This is a genomic window from Allobosea sp. GW823-FHT02B03 (assembly GCF_058797755.1).
The window spans coordinates 55,713-71,831 of the sequence record NZ_JBXAJY010000003.1; the positions used below are offsets into that span (position 1 = coordinate 55,713).

9 protein-coding genes are annotated in these 16,119 nt (G+C 67.6%); 2 read left to right on the top strand and 7 right to left on the bottom strand.

Going from position 1 to position 16,119, the window contains the following annotated elements; genetic code table 11:
- Positions 1-289: 289 nt before the first annotated feature.
- Together AC1REK_RS09995 and AC1REK_RS10000 are read right to left on the bottom strand one after the other, a co-directional pair.
- Positions 290-6,703 carry a hypothetical protein gene (locus AC1REK_RS09995; protein ID WP_492268164.1) on the bottom strand — a complete coding sequence of 2,138 codons (6,414 nt, stop codon included), beginning with the start codon at positions 6,701-6,703 and terminating at the stop codon, positions 290-292.
- Between the two features lie 13 nt (positions 6,704-6,716).
- Positions 6,717-7,520 carry an AprI/Inh family metalloprotease inhibitor gene (locus AC1REK_RS10000; RefSeq protein WP_492268163.1) on the bottom strand — a complete coding sequence of 268 codons (804 nt, stop codon included), beginning with the start codon at positions 7,518-7,520 and terminating at the stop codon, positions 6,717-6,719.
- A gap of 219 nt (positions 7,521-7,739) precedes the next feature.
- On the opposite strand from AC1REK_RS10000, the gene AC1REK_RS10005 reads away from it, so the two are divergent.
- A complete protein-coding gene (locus tag AC1REK_RS10005) occupies positions 7,740-8,645 on the top strand; it encodes a helix-turn-helix domain-containing protein (RefSeq protein ID WP_492268162.1) in 906 nt (301 codons plus the stop codon).
- A gap of 140 nt (positions 8,646-8,785) precedes the next feature.
- Here the strand turns inward: AC1REK_RS10005 and AC1REK_RS10010 are convergent, their stop codons facing one another.
- From AC1REK_RS10010 to AC1REK_RS10030, 5 genes are read right to left on the bottom strand one after another with little or no spacing between them, the layout of a single operon-like run.
- Positions 8,786-9,847 carry an ABC transporter substrate-binding protein gene (locus tag AC1REK_RS10010; protein ID WP_316018986.1) on the bottom strand — a complete coding sequence of 354 codons (1,062 nt, stop codon included), beginning with the start codon at positions 9,845-9,847 and terminating at the stop codon, positions 8,786-8,788.
- 3 nt (positions 9,848-9,850) lie between these two features.
- Complete coding sequence (locus AC1REK_RS10015) at positions 9,851-10,180, bottom strand: hypothetical protein (protein ID WP_492268161.1); 330 nt, start codon at positions 10,178-10,180, stop codon at positions 9,851-9,853.
- Positions 10,177-10,935, bottom strand: coding sequence for an ABC transporter ATP-binding protein (locus AC1REK_RS10020; protein WP_492268160.1), 759 nt, complete (start codon positions 10,933-10,935; stop codon positions 10,177-10,179). Before AC1REK_RS10020 ends, AC1REK_RS10015 begins: the two co-directional genes overlap by 4 nt.
- The gene (locus AC1REK_RS10025) at positions 10,932-11,738 is read right to left on the bottom strand and encodes an ABC transporter permease (protein ID WP_492268159.1); all 807 of its coding nucleotides are present in this window, start codon (positions 11,736-11,738) and stop codon (positions 10,932-10,934) included. The genes AC1REK_RS10020 and AC1REK_RS10025 overlap by 4 nt, the downstream gene beginning before the upstream one ends.
- Positions 11,735-12,511: an ABC transporter permease gene (locus AC1REK_RS10030; protein WP_316018990.1), complete on the bottom strand. Its 777-nt coding sequence runs from the start codon at positions 12,509-12,511 to the stop codon at positions 11,735-11,737. The genes AC1REK_RS10025 and AC1REK_RS10030 overlap by 4 nt, the downstream gene beginning before the upstream one ends.
- 447 nt (positions 12,512-12,958) lie before the next feature.
- On the opposite strand from AC1REK_RS10030, the gene AC1REK_RS10035 reads away from it, so the two are divergent.
- Positions 12,959-16,102, top strand: a complete 3,144-nt coding sequence (locus AC1REK_RS10035) for a cyclic nucleotide-binding domain-containing protein (protein ID WP_492268158.1) — start codon at positions 12,959-12,961, stop codon at positions 16,100-16,102.
- The last annotated feature ends 17 nt before the right edge of the window (positions 16,103-16,119 follow it).

Consider the following 16,119-nt stretch of genomic DNA (forward strand, 5'->3'; position numbering starts at 1 on the left):
GGCGAGAAGGTGCGAGCAATAGGACGGGGGCTCGGAGGCCGCGCGAAATGGACCATGGGACCCGCCGATGTCTCGGGTATCTCAGCCTGAGCAACGTCGGCTTCTAGTCCGGCACTCGCCAGGCCATAGGAGGGCGCCTCGATCATTTTTGATCCTCTGTGCAGCCCGCGGTAACCGGTACCTGCTCGGCAATAGGGTCGCCCGCCGGGAAGGTGTCTTTGAGCGCCTGATTGAGTTTCTCGTCAGGTGCAATTTTGCGAGCGAAGGCGGGGCACGCCACGCCTCTCCCTCAGAAGCGCAGGGCGGCGCGGAGCTCGGCGTTGTGCTCGCGATAGCCGCTGGCAGCGCGCAGGCCGTATTCCGCCCGCAGTTCCCAGCCGGATTTCGTCACGAGGTCGATGCCTGCCTTCGCATTGCCGTAGACCCGCGGCATGCCAGTCTCGGACTCGAAGCTTGCAAGCCCGTCTCCGGCCCCTAGCGCAGCGAAGCGCTGCTTCTGCCGCCAACCATCCCCGCTCGTGAAGCTCGCGCCGGCGTTGAGATAGGCGCGAGCGACCATGCCTGCCAGTTCGAACCGGCTTCCGATCTCGATGGCGGGAGAGACCATGGCGCCGAGCCGGCTTTGGTCGAGCGTCGCGAGGTCGAAGATGCCGGAACCGTGCTCGCGATAGCCGTACTGCTTGACGAAATGCAGATCGAGATCCGCCATCGGCTTCAGGTACCAGTCGCCGAAGGTGAACTGATAGGAGGCGCGCAGCTTGCCGCCGAGCTGCAATGCGTGGGAGGTGGCGGAAGCACGCGCAAAGTAGCTGCCGAGCAGGACATCGCGCTTCAGGTCCGCCGTGTCATAGCCGGCGAGCAGCGAAGCCGAGAACAGCCATGGGCCGATTTCGTGCTTCAGGACCGCTCCAGCCATGACGCCCTGGGAGCGGATATCGACATCGTCATGGCTCGTGGTCGTATGCGCTGCGCTGTAGCCGAGCGAACCGCCGAGGAACCAGCCAGGAGAAACCTGCTTCTGCCCGCCGACCTGCAAGGTCAGCTGCTTCGTGCCGTAGCCGCTGTCGTCGACCGACCCGCTGCGATCGATCCGCGTCGCGATCGAACGGCCCCAGACGCAGTCGACCTCGCGCATGCTGGCGTCGGCGCTGACGAAAGCCGGACAGCTGTTCAGCCTTTCGGCAAAGGCCCTCGCTTCGTTGGCCATCGCGGCACCGCGGGCGCCTGTCGCATCGTTGCTGATTTCCTTGAGCGCACCGAGATAGGCTTCCGGGCTCTGCACGCGGCTGAGATGCCCGAAGATGCGCGATGCGTTTTCCCGCGCACCGTCCGCCGGACTGTCGGGACCTTGCCGGTCCCAGACCTGCTGGAGATAATTCGCCGTCTCTGCCTGATCCTTCGCCAGGGCTAGGCCATCAGGAGCGAATTTCGCGCCCATCGCGATGGTGACGCTCTGCTGGGCTCCCTGCTTGAGGTCGTAGCGGAACACGGGCGAGCGGTCGTCGATAACGGCGCCGTAGCCCGAGAAGGGCTGTTCGAACCTCGCGATCTCCAGCGGAATGTCGCGCAGCGCCCGCAGCGGAAGCGGCGTCACCTTGCCGTCGAAGCGCGAAGGGGCGCTGGCCGAGAGAAAATCGCCCTTGCGGTGATGGTAGTCGAGGTCCACCGCGTAACGCCCGGTGGCGCTCTGCTGCAGAGAACCGTCCAGCGCGGTCCGGACGAAGGAGAAACTCGTTGCGCCGAGAGCATTTTCGCCGCCGGGATTGAGGATGCCGGCATTGTTCAGCGTCGCCATGCGCAAGGTCGTGCCGCTGTGCAGGCGGCCGGATTCCCGATTGTCGAACGTGCTGCCCGCACCAAGCAGGACATTGCCCGCGACCGTACCGCTGTTCTCGATGCGGGCCCGATTTGCCGTCTGGATTGCGAGGCCGCCGAGCGCGGAGATCGTGCCGGCGTTTGCGATCACCGTCAGAGCCGGGGTGATGGCCGCGATGCCCGCAGCCTGATCACCGTTGCCACCACTGACGCTGGCGCCGGCACCGATATTGATCCTGATGTCCTCGCCGCGATGGCTGCCGCCTGCGCCTGCGCCGGAATTGCCCATGCTGACCGCATAGATGCCCGGAGAACCCGCCCCGGTGGCCGACACCTTGCCGTTGTCGCCGACGGAAATGTCGATCAGCCTGCCGCTGTTGCCTGCGGCCTCCCAGGGCCGCATCAGCATGATGCCCTGATCTGAGAAGACGGCGCCGCTGCCGAGGCTCATCGCCAGGATGGCCGGCGCATTCGCTCCCGCCGTGCCGACCTCGCCACTGACATGGATCGCGATATTGCCGCCTTCGCCGGCGCCGCCGACGAGGCCGCTGTCCCTAACCAGCCTGGGCCCGTAGCGAACCGAGGCCGCATCGCCGGTCAGGCCACCACCGCCGCCGATCGCCTGGGCGAGGATGCCGATGGCACCGTCGCCGGCCGTGCTCACCTTGCCGGCGACCCCGACGGTGACGCTGCGCGCATCGCCGAAGCCACCTCTAGAGGCCCTGTCGAGCGACACCTTGCCGGCACTCGTCGTCAAACCGGCAACGCCGCCGCCGGCGCCGATGCTCTGGGCGACGATGCCATGGGCGTTCCGGCCGATGGTCGCGATCGTGCCGACCTGGACGTTGACGGCACCGCCGTGGCCCGTCGCTCCGTCGCTCGCCCCCAATGTCACGCTCAGGGGCCCGTTCTCCACTTCGCTCGCCGACGCCGCGACGAAGCCGCCGCCGCCGCCGATGCCCTGCGCCAGCACGCCGAAGGCATTGACGCCCGATGTCTGCAAGGTGCCCTCGAGGTTGACCCTGACCTCGCCGCCATCGCCCTGGGTACCGCCGTTCGCGCCCAGGACGAGCGTGGTATCGGTCGTCCTGATCGGAGCCGGGAGTTCGGGCCGCAGCGTTTTCTCGTCCAGCACCACCTGAAGGGCCACGAGGCCGCCGCCGCCGCCGATGCTCTGCGCGACGATGCCGGCCGACTGCTCGCCTTTGGTCGTGATTGTGCCTTTCGCGATGACCTGCACGGGACCGCCGAGGCCGCCGCCGCTGCCCGCCGTGCCGGCCTTCACCTGCGACTTGTGCGTCAGATGCTCGATGGCCAGCCCGCCGCCGATGGTGCTGGCCGCGCTTCGACCGCCGCCGCCGCCGACGCTCTGCGCGAGGATGCCGGCGGAATTCGCCCCGGACGTCGAGATCGCACCGCCCTCGTGATTGACGGCGACGAAGCTGCCCATGCCGGCAACGCCGCCCCTGCCGCCGATATCGATCGCCAGGTTGAGGTTGGCCGAGCCAATGGCGCTGTTGCTGCTGCCGGCATTGCCGCCGCCACCGCCGATGCTCTGCGCCAGGATGCCCTCGGAACTCGCGCCTTCCGTCGCGATCGTGCCGCTATTGGAAACGACGACCACGCTGCCGCTGCCATTGGCGCCGCCCTTGCCGCCGACGCCGATCGTGACATTGCCGCTGGGCGAGAGCGGCAGCAGGTTGAGCACCGAAGGCAGGCTGAACTCGGGAGGGTCCTTGGTCTCCAGGCCGATCTGGCCGCCATTACCGCCGCCGCCGCCGATGCTCTGCGCCAGGATGCCCGGCGACTCCGCCGATTTCGTGCTGATCGCGCCGCGATTGCTGACGGCGACCCCGCCGCCGGAGCCGCCGCTGCCGCCCTGGCCGCCGACATTGATGTTGGTGGAGAAGCTCAGATCCAGCGCCTTGAATGCGCTGAAGGCCTTCGCGCCAAGCCCCAGTTCCCCGACCTTGGCGAGCAACCCGACAATGTTCGCCGCCTTGTTCTCCTCCTCGTCGTTCTTGACCGCGCCGGCATTGCCGCCGCCACCGCCGACGCTCTGCGCGAAGATGCCGGGCGAGCGCTCGCCCTCGGTCTGCAGGGATTTCGTGTTCTCGACCTTGACGTCGCCACCATCGCCGCCGCCCAGACCGTTGCCGCCGAGCGCAATCCCGGTGCTGACCGAGGCGGAGATGTCCCACTTCTTCTGTCCCCACGACTTCAGGAAGTCGGGGTCCCCCTTGGCCTGGCGCAGCGCCTGCCAAAGCGAGGCGATGCCATTGACGTTGCCCCCGGCCGCGAAGGCCGCTTCATAGACCTCGTGCGACAGCGTGCTCGCGCTGCCGCCATGGCCGCCGCCGCCGCCGACGCTCTGCGCGAAGATCGCGGCCGATCCCGAGCCCTTGGTCGCGACCGAGCCGGCATTGCTGACATCGACCTTGCCGCCATGGTTGCCCGCGCCGCCCTTGCCGCCGACCGTGACATTGGCGGTGACGGTGGCGCTGCCGCCGGTCAAGGTCTGGCTGTTGCCGCCCATGCCGCCGCCGCCGCCAATGCTCTGCGCGGCGATGCCGAAGGCGTTCGCGCCGGCGGTCGAGATCGTCCCCGCGTTCTTGACGATGACATTGTCGCCGGCGTTGCCGATGCCACCCTCGCCACCGACGGCGACGCTCAGCGCAATCGAATGCGCCGTCACCTGCGTCGGGTTGATCCAGCGGTCGGCGATGCTGGAATAGCTCGCGCCCATGCTGGTGAAGACGCCGCCGCCCTTGCCGCCGCCGCCGCCTACGCTCTGGGCGAGGATGCCCATGGCGCTGTCGCCGGTCGTCGCGATCCGGCCGGTATTGTCCACGAGCACGCCGCTGCCGCGTCTTCCGGCGCCGCCCTTGCCGCCGATGGTCGGTGCGATCGAAATCGCGTGGCCGGGCGCGATCGTCAGGCTGCGCGTCAGCGCAAAGCCGCCTTCGCCGCCACCGCCGCCCGCGCTTTGCGCGAAGATGCCGTCGGCGAAGGCTCCGGCCGTGGTGACCGCGCCGGCATTGCCCACAGTGACCGGCCCGCCGCCGCCGCCGGCCGCGCCGCTGCCGCCGAGGGCCATGCTGAAGTTGACGGCGGGAACCGGGACGGTAGAGGAAGCAAGGCCGATCGTCAGCGCGCTGCTGCTCGCTAGGCCGCCGTTGCCGCCGCCCTGGCCGATGCTCTGCGCCTTGATGCCGACGGAGCCGGCCGCGCCGGTGACGATCGTTCCGGCGTCGCCATTGTGCACATGGACAGCGCCGCCATTGCCGCCGGCTCCGCCGGTCGCGCCGATCGCAAGCGAGATATTTGCCGCCGGGGAGACGGAAATGATGTCGGCAGCGCCGCCTTGCCCGCCGCCGCCGCCGACGCTCAGGGCCGATATCGCTGCGGATTGCGCGCCCTTGGTGGCAATCTGGCCGCCATTGGCGACCGTGACTGCGCCGCCGTCGCCGCCGGCCCCACCGGCGCCGCCGATCCCCAGTTTGAACAGACTGAGGATGCCGAGGACGTTCGCCACTCCGCCCTGACCGCCGCCGCCGCCGGTGCTGACCGCGAGCACGCCCTCGGATTGCGCTGCCTGGGTCTCCAGCCGGCCGTTGTTGCTGACCTCGACCGCACCGCCCCGGCCACCATCGCCCGCATTCCCGCCGAGGCCGAGCGAGAAGAGATTGATGCTGCCGATCACGTTGGCGGCACCGGCCGTCCCGCCGCCGCCGCCGGTGCTGGCGACCTTGATTGCCGGCGACTGCTCGCCTCGCGTGATGATCGCGCCGCTGTTGACCGCGCTGATCCGGCCGCCATCGCCGCTGCTTCCGGCGTCGCCGCCGATCGCGACATTGAAGAGTCCGGGTGTCACGGCGAGGGCGGAGCCGCCGGCGCCACCGCCTCCACCCGTCGTCTCGAGCGAAAGCCCGGCGGCGAGACGGCCCGCGGTCGAGACCTGGCCGCTATTGGTGACGACGATGTCGCCGCCATCGCCCGAATTGCCTCCGCGACCGCCGATCGACACGAAGCCGCCCTTCGCGTCGCCGCCATCGCCGCCACCGCCGCCGAGGCTCTTGGCGAAGATGCCGATGCCGTTCGCGCCCGTGGTGGCGATGGAGCCGCTGTTCTGCAGGGTGATCTCGAACTGACCGCCGGCCTCGCCGGCCTTGCCACCTCGGGAGTAGATGATGCCCTTGTCGTCGCCCCCATTTCCGCCACGTCCGCCGGCATTGCGCGCGTAGAGGCCGAAGGCTCCCTCACCGGATGTCAGGATCGTACCACGGTTGGTGATCGCGATGTGCCCGGCCGCGCCGCCGTCCCCGCCGGGCTTGCCGGTAGGGCCGAGGACGCGGCCATCGCCGCCATTGCCGCCATCGCCGCCCGTGCTGATGGCCTGCACGCCATGGGCGGCTCGGCCCGATGTCCGGATCGTCGCGGCTGGCTCGAGCAGGATATCGATGTCGCCGCCGCGGCCGCCGGAACCGCCCGGCTCGCGCTTGCCGCGCGGAATGCTGCGGCCATTGCCGCCCCTGGTTTCGACCAAGATGCCAAGGCCGCCATCTCCGGACAGCGAAAGCGTGCCCGATCGGAATGTGAGCAGCATGTTCTCGCTGCGGCTGCCATCGCCATAGGGGCCGATATCGCTACCGCCGACGGAACTCATGCTCAGCGCCGGCTTGCTCTGCGCCGAGGTGAGGTCTCCGGAAACGATCTGCCTGCCTCCGGGGCGAAACCGCTCATCGATCTCTCCGGGGCCGGGCACATCGAAGAACTGGGCATGGGCGGCGCGCGGCGCCAGCGCCAAAGGCCCGGCGATCGTCAGTGCGATGCAGCGCCACGCGACCGAGGCCGTGTAGCGCTGCTTCTTTGTTCCGCACGTCCTCATCGTGAGGAGCTCATCAAGGCGCGCACTGGTTGGAATAGAGAATCTGGCGCCGCCCATCGCGCGCGAAGAGCTTGACGACGTAGCCTGTACGGCCGGCATGGCTGATGCGGCACCATTCGGCGCCGTCCTCCTGCCGCGCGCAGGCATCGGCGGCGACACAGGTGTTCACGGGGATCAGCGCAAGGGACCGCGCTCCAAGCGAGGGGAACTGCCGCAGATTGGCGGGGTAGACGATCCTGACCGTCGCGGATTGGCCAGGTGCGAGCCGCGGCGCCGCAATGTCCCGCGCTTCGGCACAGCGCTCGGATTGCCCGTAATAGACCGAGCATCCCCAAGGCGCCGCAGGGCGCCCGTAGAAAGACGGCCCGAGTGCGTTGCCGCGCTGCGCGCTGGCAGCGACCAGCCGGATCGGCCTGCCGGCCTCGTCGGTACCCGAAAGCCCATCCCATCCGGCCCTGAGCGCGATCAGCGACTGGCCGGAGATGTCGTCCAGCGAGATGCCGCCCCGCCGCGGCTGCCAGCGCGATACGGCGAACAGGGCGGAGCCGCAGCCGCGAGGGCTGGCACGATACGCCCCCAAGATGCTGCCGGCCGCCGATAATTCGATGCTGCAGCTTTGCCGGTGGCCGAAGGAGTCGGTGAAACCCACAGACCAGACGCCGGCGTAGGAGGCCCCTCGTTCCCATTGGGCCAGCGTCGGGGCCGGCGCGAGAGCGAACGCGGAGCCCAGCACAGCGACGGCGGCAAGACGCCGTGCGAGCCAGGCGGATGCCGCTTTCGGCAACGCTCTCGGCAGGCAGGGCAGATCCGGCAGCAAGGTTTTCTCCAGCAAGCTCCGTTCAACTCGTAGAGTGCCGGTGCAACGCATCGTTAGGCGTAGCGTCTCGCCCAGGCTTGTCTGGCCTTCTCAAGCCAGCAAGGTTGTCATCCCGCGAACGGTCGCCTTTTATTCCGGCCTCGCAGTGCGGAGCGCGATTCGGCCGGGAAACGACGCCTGGAGAGGCACCGGCGCCCCCTATCGGAGTTCGGACCTGGCATGATGGAGATCTCCACCGACGGGCTTCCACAGCGTGACCGGCTGGATTTCTGGTCGCAGACCGTGCTGAAGCGCATGGAGATTGCAAGCCGCGACGAGGACGCGCCGGCATTTCAGGCGACCCTGCGGCGCGTCCCCGGCAGTGCGGGTGAGTTCTGGGACCATTTCTCGACCGGCATCCATGTCCAGCGCACCGAGCGGCGCTGCCGCGCCGATAGTGGCGCCGAGATCTATGTCGGGCTGGTTCTCGATGGCCGGTCCGAGGTCAGCTTCGGGGAGCGGCGCGTGCGCCTGCTGCCGGGCGATGTGTACGTGACGGATTTCTCCCGCCCGGTCTGCGCGCATTGGCTGAAGCACCGGGAGCTCGGCGTGATGTTCCCCCGCGACGCTGGGGGCACGAATGTCGGACGCTTGGTCCCCGCCGGCGCCGTCAGGCTGCTGTCTTCGCATCTGCGCGCACTTGCACAGGAGATGACCGCTCTGTCGCGCGACGAGCGGAGCGCAGCCGTCGATATCGCCGTCCAGTTTGCGCGCCTTGCATTGGGCGGTGCCGGCCCAAGGGATGCGGCGGGCGACGACACGACTCTGCTGGCGGCGACGTACCAGCTGATCGCCCGGCACTGCACCGATCCGGAATTCTCCGTCGAGCTTCTGGCGACGTCTCTGGGCTGTTCGCGCGCTACCCTCTACCGCGCCTTCGAGGAGGCGCCGACAGGCGTCGCTGCGGCAATCTGGAGCGCAAGATTGCACTATGCGCGCAGGCTTCTGCTCGATGATCGTACGTCAACGATCGGGTCGATCGCATTTCGCTCGGGATTTCTGGACCAGGCCAATTTCAACCGCATGTTCCGGCGTGAATTCGGAATGTCGCCGGGCGAGTTCAGGCAGGCCGGACGCGAGCTTTAGTTGAGTTGGCGTTGGCGCATGGCACTCGGATGCGAGGGAACAAGGAAAGGGCTGATCGGCCGCTCTGCCGAAACGCATCCTGACGTCGCATTCGGATAACGAGCGGCGGCTCCTGGCCGCCGCCCGCCAGGCGGGATAGCTCAGGGCTTGAATTCGTAGCCCGGGCCGATCGCAACATCCGCCGGGATCGGCGGCAGGTCGTTGAACAGGGCAGGGTGCTCCTGCATCACCTTGAGGATGTGCTTGGGCTCGATGTGCTTGTTGACGTCGAAGGTCGACTTCAGGAAGCCGAGCCGGTTCAGCCGGTCGAGCGCCGCCCACATCGCCCGGTAGTTGTTGGCTGAGAGGCGCCGGTCGGCCTGCTGGATGTTGAACTCCATCGCCGCCTCGGCGATCTCCTGCTTGAGGCCGGGGATCCAGCGGGTGCCGACCTGTGCCGCCAGTTTCGGGTTCTTGCGCATCCACTGGTCGGCCTCGGAGACCGCCGCCAGGAACTTCTCGATCTTCGGCCCGTTGGCGGCGACCCAGGGCCGCATGCCGACATTGAAGCCGACATAGGCGATGACGTTGCCGCCGCGGATGATCTCGACCGCGCCCGGCACGTCCTTGAGCGCGATGATCGGCCAGGGGTCCCAGCCGACGAAGGCGTCGATGCCCTTGGCGAGTAGCGCGACCGTCATGTCCGGCGGCGGCGTGTTGACCAGCGTGACGTCGGCCGGCGTCAGCCCGCCCTTCTCGATCAGGGCGAGGATGTAGAGATGGTTGATCGTGCCGAAGGAGGCCGCGATCTTCTTGCCCTTGAGCGAGGAAAGATCGCCCTTGCTGATCCCGGAATCGGCGCGGGCGATCAGCGCCATGGTGGCGTCCGACCCGCCGCGGTGGGCATTGCCGCTGTAATTGCCGAGCGCCACCAGATCCATGCCGCGCACGACGGCGCCGATCATCGGCACGCCGACCTGGACGATCTCGCTCTCGCCGGCCTGAAGGGCGTTCAGCGCGTCGACGCCGGTCGCATAGGGCCGGGCAATGTCGACATCGAGACCCCATTTCTCGAAGAAGCCCCGTTCCAGCGCGATGGGCAGGCCGAGCTGGTCGATGCCGGTGACCATGCCGGCCTTCATCTTGATCAGCTGCTGCGCCCTGACGACGGCCGGCGCGGCTATGACCGCGGCTCCGGCAAGCACTGTTCTGCGTGTGATCATGCTCTATCCTCCCGGTTGCAAGGGCTCAATTCTGCTCACCCAGTAGTAGCGGGCGATGGCGTTGAGTTGGTTCTTGTCGATGTTCCTGACCTCGACGCTGTTGCCGTCGGTGCCCGAAACGCGTCCGAAGCGCTGGAAGACCAGGATATGGAAGCGCTCGGGAACGAAGGGCAGGGTGATCAGCGCGTTGACGCGCTGACGATCGGGGAAGCCGTCCGCGACCTTGGATGGCGCGTGAAGTGCGAGCCAGGCCTGCCAGAGCAGCCAGGCCAGCAACAGGCCGAGGAGGATGCGGCCTCGCCTTGAATCCAGCGCGGCGCGGACCAGCTTCATGCCGCCCTCACCAGCGCCAGGACCTTGTTCGAGAGTTCCTTGAAACCGTCATCCTCGACCAGCTGGTCCCAGATGCGCGGCCGCGCCAGCGGGATCTCGACCTGTTCGAGGATGTGGCCCTTCGACAGCACGACGACGCGGTTCGCCAGGAAGACCGCCTCCGGCACGTCATGGGTGATGAAGATAACCGTCGGCCGGCGCTCTTCCCAGATCCGGGTGAGCTCCTCCTGCAGGGTCATGCGGGTCTGGGCGTCGACGCTGGCGAAAGGCTCGTCCATCAGGAGGATGTCCGGCTTGTTGGCCAGCGCCCGGACCACGCCGACGCGCTGCTGCATCCCGCCCGAGAGTTCGTTGGGATAGCGGTCGGCGGCATGGGCAAGTCCGACGAGGTCGAGATATTCGCGCGCGATCTCGTCGCGCTCGGCCTTGGGGATGCCGCGCATCTTCGGCCCGAAGCCGACATTCTCCAGCACCGTCTTCCAAGGGAAGAGGGCGAAGGACTGGAAGACCACGCCGCGGTCGGCGCCGGGGCCCTTGACCGGCTCGCCGCCGACCAGGATCTCGCCTCCCGATTGCGGGATGAAGCCGGCGACCATGTTGAGGATGGTCGACTTGCCGCAGCCGGAGGGGCCGACGATCGAGACGAATTCGCCGGCCGGCACATCGAGCGAGATGTCGTGCAGCGCCGTGTGCTGCGAGCCGGCATAGAGGTCGAAATAGGTCTTGGAGAGCGATTTCAGGCTGAGCGATTTCACTGTGTCACCAGTCCCCAGCGACGTCCCGTCGCCCGCTCGATCGGAGCCAGCACCCAAGCGTCGACAATGTACCAGAGGATGCCGAGCACGATCATGCCCAGCACGATTTCGACGACGGAGCCGGCCCGGCGCGCATCGAACATCATGAAGCCGATGCCGCTGGTGCCGACGATCATCTCCGCGGCGATCAGCGCGCGCCAGCCATAGCCGAGCCCGTTGCGCAGGCCGGTGATAATGTTCGGCAGCGCGCCGGGGATCACCACCTCGGTCAGCACCCGCGCCGGCGTCGCGCCGAGGCTCTGCGCCGCGCGGTAGAGCTCGACTCGCACCGAGCGGACACCGAGCACGGTGTTGAGCACCACCGGAAAGAGCACGGTGTAGACGATGATGATGGTCATCGTCGTCATGCCGAAGCCGAACCAGATGATCAGGATCGGCAGCCAGGCGATGTCGCCGATCGCCTGGAAGAAGAGCAGGATCGGCCAGAGCGCGGTGTAGGCCCGCTTGCTCAGGCCGATCAGCAGTCCGAGCGGGATGCCTAGCGCGATGCCGACGGCCACTCCGGCGGCAAGCCGGGCGACGCTGTCGCCGAGATATTCCGGCAGGACGCCCTTGTAGACCAGCGCGCCGAAGGCCCGCATGACATCCATCGGCGAGGGGAAGAAGGCTGGCGGAAACGGCCCCCAGGCTGCGACGCCCCACCAGAGCGCGACGACCGGAACGAAGGGGGCGAGCGTTTGCAGCACCGGCCATTTGGCGGAGGTGCGGATCCACCAGCTCCAGAGGACGAAGGTGGCGTTCATGCGCGCACCAGCCCCCAGCGTTCGATGGTCGCCCGCTCGAGCGGGGCCAGAAGCAGCCGGTCGATCAGCAGCCAGAGCGTGCCGATCACGATCATGCCGAGGATGATCACCTCGGTCTGGTAGAAGTCGCGCGCGACGAACAGCATGTAGCCGAGGCCGACATTGGTCGCGATCATCTCGGCCGCGATCAGGCCGCGCCAGGCGAAGCCGAGCCCGGTGCGGATGCCGGTGACGATGTTCGGCAGGGCGCCGGGGAGCAGCACGTCGCTGAGCATGGCGAGCCGGCCCGCCCCTAGCGACGCGGCGGCATTGCGGATCGGCATCGGGATGGTCGAGACACCGAGCAGCGTGTTGTAGACGACCACGAAGAAGACGGCATTGAAGATGACGAAGACGATCGCGCCGAAGCCATAGCCGAACCAGAGCGTCGCGATCGGGATCCAGGCGATGCCGGCGAGGACGGAGAAGAAGCGCAGCAGCGGCGTCAGGAAGGCCGAGACGCCCTTGCTGATGCCCATCAGGATGCCGAGCGGCACGGCGACGATGATCGCGAGCACTGTACCGATCGCGACGCGAGCCAGGCTGGTCGCGACATGGGTCAGCAGGGTGCCGTCACGCAGGCCGGCGATTCCTGCGGCGAAAACGGCCGACACGCTCGGGAAGATCTGCGGCCTGACCTCGAATGCGGGAACGACCACCGCCCAGATAACGACCAGGAAAGCCAAAGGCGCGACAAAAGTCAGCGCCCCCGCCACGCGGTTGCCTGCGACCATGCATCCTCCCTGTTCGTGCGCCATCGGCCCACGAAGCGATCGATCCGCCCGCACCGCGAAGGTGAGTGCAAATTCCGTATGCGCGTCTCCTGCGGCGGTTCGGTCGAGCGAACCTGAAGACTGCGCATCTTGCATACAAGAGAGTATAGGCGGGGTTTCCCTGCGGCAAGCAGCATCTTGCGCATACCCCGATCGCCTTGGGGAAGCCGGGGCGGCGAGCATGCTCATCGCGTCCGGGCGTCGAGCATCTGTGACTGGGGTCACAGATGCCAAACGTGCTTCTCTGTAGCGACCGCCGGAAACGCTCCCCTTGCTCGGAACGCCGGGAGCAGATGCCGGCCGTTCAAGGCGGAATGCTCGACGAAGGGCCCGAAAAGAGCAGGTCGCTGCGACGACACGGCTCGGCTTGGTTCAGCAGTGCCGCGGTTTTCGAAGGAAGCGACGGCGATGGTCGGCTTTTTCGGCTATATCTGGCGCAACAGCCGCCGCGAGCAGATCAAGCTCATCGGCATCGTCGTCCTGTCCCTGCCGTTCTACTATCTTTCGCTCGACGTACCCCGTCACATCATATCCGACGCATTGCAGGGGCAGGCGTTCGTCGGCGGCCGGGATACCGCGCGGCTGTTTCACCTAGCTTTGAATCTGCCGGAGAGCTTCGGCGGGCCACGGATCCTCTTCGAAGGCATATGGCTCGACAGGCAATCCTATCTCTTTGCGCTGTCGGGGCTTTTCCTGCTGCTCGTGCTGATCAGCGGCGGGTTCAAATATGTCATCAACATGCGAAAGGGCGCGTTGGGCGAACGCCTCTTGCAGCGCCTGCGTCTCGATCTGTTCTCGGCGATCCTGCGTTTCAGGCCCGAGATGCTCCAACGCATCAAGCCTCCTGAGGCCGCGACGATCATCAAGGACGAAGTCGAGCCGATCGGAGGCTTCGTCGGAGATGCCTTCGTGCAGCCGGTGTTCCTGGCCGGCCAGGCCCTGACCGCGCTCGCCTTCATTCTCGTGCAGAACGTCGCGCTCGGCCTGATCGCGGCCAGCATGATCCTGATCCAGGGCGCCATCATTCCGCGCCTGCGGCGCGAGCAGATCCGCCTCGGGCGGGAGCGGCAGATCGAGTCGCGTGCCTTCGCCGGCAAGATCGGCGAGGTGGTCGAGACCATGGCGGAGGTGACGAATCACGGCACCTCCGCCGTCGAGAAAAGCCAGGTGGCGCAGCGGCTGGAGCGGCTCTTCGGCATTCGCTACCGGCTCTACGGGCGCAAATTTGCGGTCAAGACGCTGAACAACCTGCTGGCGCAGATCACGCCATTCCTGTTCTACGTGATCGGGGGCTATTTCGCCCTGGCCGGCCGCCTCGACCTCGGCCAGCTGATCGCCGTCATCGCGGCCTATCGTGACCTGCCGTCCCCCGTGAAGGAGCTGATCGACTGGGACCAGCAGCGGCTGGATGTCGAAGCCAAGTTCCAGCAGGTGGTCGAGCATTTCGCGCTGGATGGCGACGCCTCGGTGGAAACCGGCGCCGGTGGCGGCGACGAGGCCGCCTGCCTGTCCGCGACTGGCCAGATCGTCGCGCGCGGCCTTTCGGTCACCAATCCGAGCGGCGACGTCGTGCTGGACCGGCTGTCGCTGTCGCTGCCGCTGCAACGGCACATCGCCCTGTCGGGCGGGGCGAGCGAGGGGGCGGGTGTTCTGGCGCAACTGCTTGGCGGTGGCTTGAGCGCCAGGGATGGCGCGCTCAGCATCGCCGACATGCCCTTGTCGCTGCTCTCGGCCGAAGCGCGGGGGCGCGCCATCGCCTATCTCGGCCCCGAGCCGCTGATCCTCGACGGCAGCCTGCGGGACAACATCCTCTACGGGCTGCGTCGGGTGGCGCCAGACACTGTGAACCCGGCGGGCTGGTCGATCGATCCTGGCCGGGCGGGCGCCGCCGACGAGGCCGAGCTCGAGCTGAAGCTGATCGAGGTGCTGAGAATAGTCGGCCTGGCCGACGCCGTGTTCCGCTTCGGCCTTGCCTGCAAGCTCGATCGCGGAAGCGGGTCGGAACTCGTCGCGGGCATCTCTGCGATCCGCGCCCGCGTCCGAGCCGGTCTCGCCGAGCGCGGCGTCGGGTCGGCGATCGAGCCCTATGACCCGGCCCGCTATACGCGCAACGCGACGATCGGCGAGAACATCGTCTTCGGCGTGCCGCTGGATTCCGGCCTGGTGGGGGCGAGCCTCGCCAACCATGAGCTGACACGCCGGATTCTCACCGATCTCGGCCTGACCGAGACGCTTCTGGGAATCGGGCGCCGCATTGCCGCGACGATGCTGGAGATCTTCGCCGACCTGCCTCCCGGCCATGTGCTGTTCGAGCAGTACTCCTTCATCGCCGCGGAGGATTTTCAGGAGTATGGCGACCTGCTCGGCCGGGTGGAGGCCGGTACGGCGAACGAGGCGGACCATACGCGGCTGATCGGGCTCGCGCTTCTCTATGTCGAGCCGCGGCACCGCCTCGGCCTGCTCGATCGGGCGGTCGAAGCGCGCATCCTGGCAGTGCGCGCTGCGTTTCATGAGCGCGCAGCGGCGGATCCCGTCCATGCGATAGCCTTCTACGATCCGCAGGGCTATTGCGCGGCTGCGCCGGTGCGCGACAACGTCCTGTTCGGGGCGGTGGCGCAAGACGCGGTGGTCGCGGACGAGGCCATCCGCGACACGCTGGCGGAATTCGGCCTCGACGCAGAGATCTATCGCAGCGGCCTCGAGCAATCGACCGGTTACGCCGGACGGCTGTTGTTCCCCGCCATGAAGACCCAGATCGCGCTCGCTCGCTGCCTCATCAAGCAGCCGCAACTGCTCATTCTCAACAATGCCTTTGGCGCTTTCGGCCAGAACGAGGCACGGCAGATACTCAGCCGCATCCGGGCGGCGATGGCGGGGCGAACGGTGATCGTCGCTGGGCGCGATCTGGCTTCCGATCACGGCTATGATCTGCACATCGCCTTCGAAGGCGCGAGGCTGGCGGGGGTGCAAGGCGATGTCGGGGCCGCGCCGGCCGAGGATCGGGCAAGGCCGGGACAGCCCGGCTCCGGCGCTGCCGCGCGGGTCGATGCCGACGAGATTCGCGTCCTGCGCTCGGTGCCCATCTTCGGAGACCTCGATACTGCGCGTCTCAAGCTGCTTGCGTTCACGGGCGAGCGCATGGTCTTCGCCGCGGGCGAGGTGCTGTTTCGGCAGGGCGATGAAGCGGACGCTGCCTATGTGCTGCTTTCGGGCACGGCCGAGGTCATGATCGACGCCGGCGACGGGGGCCCTGCCAGGGTGTGGAGCCTCGCCCGGAATGCCATCGTCGGTGAGATGGGCCTCGTCACAGACCATCCCCGCTCTGCCACGGTGGTCGCAACCTCCGACGTCGACGCGCTGAAGCTGCGCAAGGACGTCTTCCTGGCGCTGCTCGCCGAGTTCCCGAACATGGCGCTCTCGGTGACGCGGCTGATGGTCGAGCGGCTGCGGGACAATGTCGCCGGCACCGGCCGGCAGGGACCGCCCGGCGGCGATCAGCTCACGGTCAAATCATCGGCTCTGTCGAAGAGCGCATCCCGGTCCGATGCCTAGAGCATTTTCGAGCGAAG